This window comes from Microvirga sp. P4_G7 (assembly GCF_056401005.1).
This window is the reverse complement of the sequence record NZ_JBFUKD010000459.1, coordinates 1-3,121: the sequence shown is the minus strand read 5'-3', so window position 1 is coordinate 3,121 and position 3,121 is coordinate 1. Positions and strand designations below refer to the sequence as shown.

The 3,121-nt window shown below is 61.2% G+C and carries 3 protein-coding genes; 2 read left to right on the top strand and 1 reads right to left on the bottom strand.

The annotated features are described in order from the left end of the window. Together AC1DT3_RS16335 and glmS are read left to right on the top strand one after the other, a co-directional pair. A partial coding sequence (locus AC1DT3_RS16335) for a DapH/DapD/GlmU-related protein (RefSeq protein ID WP_477466297.1) occupies positions 1-622 on the top strand: 622 nt, incomplete at its 5' end. A 111-nt stretch (positions 623-733) separates the two neighbouring features. Continuing rightward, positions 734-2,560 carry a glutamine--fructose-6-phosphate transaminase (isomerizing) gene (gene glmS, locus AC1DT3_RS16330; RefSeq protein WP_477466296.1) on the top strand — a complete coding sequence of 609 codons (1,827 nt, stop codon included), beginning with the start codon at positions 734-736 and terminating at the stop codon, positions 2,558-2,560. Positions 2,561-2,563: 3 nt separating this feature from the next. Here the strand turns inward: glmS and AC1DT3_RS16325 are convergent. After that, positions 2,564-3,121, bottom strand: a 558-nt coding sequence (locus AC1DT3_RS16325; protein WP_477466295.1) for a helicase-related protein, incomplete at its 5' end; no start/stop codon positions are given.

The following is a 3,121-nucleotide window of genomic DNA, read 5'->3' as shown; positions in this document are numbered from 1 at the left end:
GGAGCGGCTCCGTCACGCGGCGATGCTGGATGGGTCGACCCTGGTCGCGCCCGAGACGATCTTTTTGAGCTTCGACACCAAACTCGGTCGGGATGTCGTTGTCGAGCCTCACGTCGTGTTCGGCCCCGGCGTCGTGGTCGCAGATCACGCCGTCGTCCATAGCTTCAGCCACCTTGAAGGAGCGACCCTCGCGCAAGGGGCCAATGCCGGCCCCTTCGCCCGTCTGCGACCCGGTGCGATGCTGGGACCCAAGGCGAAGGTAGGCAACTTTGTCGAGATCAAGAACACCCAACTGGGGGCGGGCGCCAAGGTCGGACACCTCACCTATCTCGGTGACGCCACCGTGGGCGCCGAGGTGAACATCRGCGCGGGTACCATCACCTGCAATTATGACGGCTTCGGCAAGTATAAGACCGAGATCGGCGACAATGCCTTCGTCGGTTCCAATTCGTCGCTTGTCGCTCCAGTCAGGATCGGGACAGGGGCCTTCGTGGGATCGGGATCGGTCGTGACCGACAACGTGCCGGACAATGCCCTGGCGCTCGGACGCGGACGTCAGGTCGTCAAAGAGAACTGGGCCCAGCATTTCCGGCAGAAATCTCTCGCCGCGAAACCCAAATGAGGTAATCCCGAAACAATCGGTCACTCAAGTTGATTTGAGGTGTACAAAGGACAGCTATAGCAAAGCTGCAAGCGTGGCATTAAATCGGAATCTGAGAGAGCAGGGCTAACTATGTGCGGTATCGTCGGAATCGTTGGCAAGGATCCCGTTGCAGATCAGATCGTCGACGCGCTCAAGAGGCTCGAATATCGCGGCTATGATTCCGCGGGTGTCGCAACGCTCGAAAGTGAAAAGATCGAACGCCGTCGCGCGGAGGGAAAGCTCCGCAATCTCGAAGTGGCCCTCTCCGAAGCGCCTCTGACGGGCACCATCGGGATAGGACACACCCGGTGGGCGACGCACGGCAAACCCAATGTCACGAACGCTCATCCGCATGCGACGGACAAGGTCGCCGTCGTTCATAACGGGATCATCGAGAATTTCCGTGAGTTGAAGACCGGCCTCGAGGCCAAGKGCATCACGTTCGAAACAGAGACCGATACGGAAGTCGTCGCCCAGCTCGTCACCTATGAGATGCATCAGGGTCGTGGTCCGATCGAGGCCGTCGCGGTGACTCTTCCCCGGCTTCGCGGCGCTTTTGCTCTTGGTTTCCTGTTTAGCGGTGAAGACGATCTTCTGATCGGCGCGCGACACGGCGCACCCCTCGCCATCGGACACGGAGCAGGCGAGTCCTATCTCGGTTCGGACGCCTTGGCGCTGGCTCCCTTCACCGATGAGATCACCTATCTGGAAGATGGCGACTGGGCGACGCTGAGCCGCCATGGCGTCGAGATTCACGACGCCTCCGGACAACGCGTGCAGCGTCAGCGAAACAAGATCGTCACCAGTGCCTTCATCGCCGACAAAGGCAACCACCGTCATTTCATGGTGAAGGAGATCCACGAACAGCCGGAGGTCGTCGGACGAACGCTGGCTCATTACGTGAATTTTGCGGCCGGGCGGATCGAGTTGCCCTTCGAGTTGCCGTTCGATTTCAAGGATCTGCGGCGAATTTCGATCTCGGCATGCGGGACTGCGTACCTCGCGGGGCTGATCTCGAAGTACTGGTTCGAACGTCTGGCACGCATTCCTGTCGAGATCGATGTCGCGTCCGAGTTTCGCTATCGGGAAGCTCCCCTTGATCCAGGCGGCTTGTCGCTGTTTGTGTCGCAATCGGGAGAGACGGCCGATACCCTGGCGTCCCTCCGTTACGCAAAGGACAACGGGCAGCACATCATGTCCGTGGTGAACGTGCCGACCTCGACCATGGCGCGCGAGAGCGCGGTGGTGGCGCCGACGCTTGCCGGCGTCGAAGTCGGCGTTGCCTCGACGAAGGCCTTTACCTGCCAATTGGCGGTCTTGTTCTGCCTCGCCGTCGCCGCCGGTCGTGCTCGAGGCACCATTTCGCAGGATGATGAACGGTCTCTGCTCGACGCACTGATCGGCGTTCCCGGTCTTCTTAGCGAAGCCCTGAAGCGCGAGGCCCAGATCGAGGTCCTGGCGCGCGAACTATCGAAGGCGAAAGACGTTCTCTACCTCGGCCGCGGGACCTCTTATCCTCTGGCACTCGAGGGAGCTCTGAAGCTGAAAGAGATCTCCTACATCCACGCCGAGGGATATGCCGCAGGCGAACTGAAGCATGGCCCGATCGCGCTCATCGACGAAACGCTGCCGGTCATCGTGATCGCCCCCTACGATCACATTTTCGAAAAGACTGTTTCGAATATGCAGGAAGTTGCTGCGCGGGGCGGTCGTATCATTCTCATCACGGACGAGAAGGGAGCGCTCGAGGCAGGCTTGGACACCATGGCGACCATCGTAATGCCCATGGCCCATCCGATGATCGCGCCGCTCATCCATTCGATCCCGATACAGCTGCTCGCGTACCACACGGCGGTCTTCATGGGCAAAGACGTCGACCAGCCGCGCAATCTGGCTAAGTCCGTGACCGTCGAGTGACGCTCAACCGGCGCGAAGCAAGCGGATCGCGGCGTCGCGTTCGAACAGGTAAAGCAGGACCCGCAGCGCCTGCCCCCGTTCGCTGACGAGTTCCGGGTCTCGCTCGACGATCAGTCGCGCATCGTCCCGTGCGGCGCCGAGAAGTTCGCCGTCCACATCCGGCCGCGCGAGCTTGAACCCGGGCAATCCCGATTGTCGCGTGCCGAGAATTTCGCCTTCGCCGCGCAGTCGTAGATCCTCCTCCGCGATTTTGAAGCCGTCCTCCGTCTGGCGCATCATTTCAAGGCGCGCCTGCGCGGTCTGACCAAGCGGCCCCTTGTAGACGAGAAGGCATGTCGAGGATCGCGACCCACGTCCGATCCGGCCGCGCAACTGATGCAACTGCGCCAACCCGAACCGTTCCGCATGCTCGATCACCATGATGGTCGCCTCAGGCACGTCGACCCCGACTTCGATCACAGTCGTCGAGACCAAGATCTTGGTGTCCCCGCGCGCGAAGCGCTCCATCGCCTCGTCCTTGTCGCGGGGGGCAAGCTTGCCGTGGACGAGTCCCACCTGATC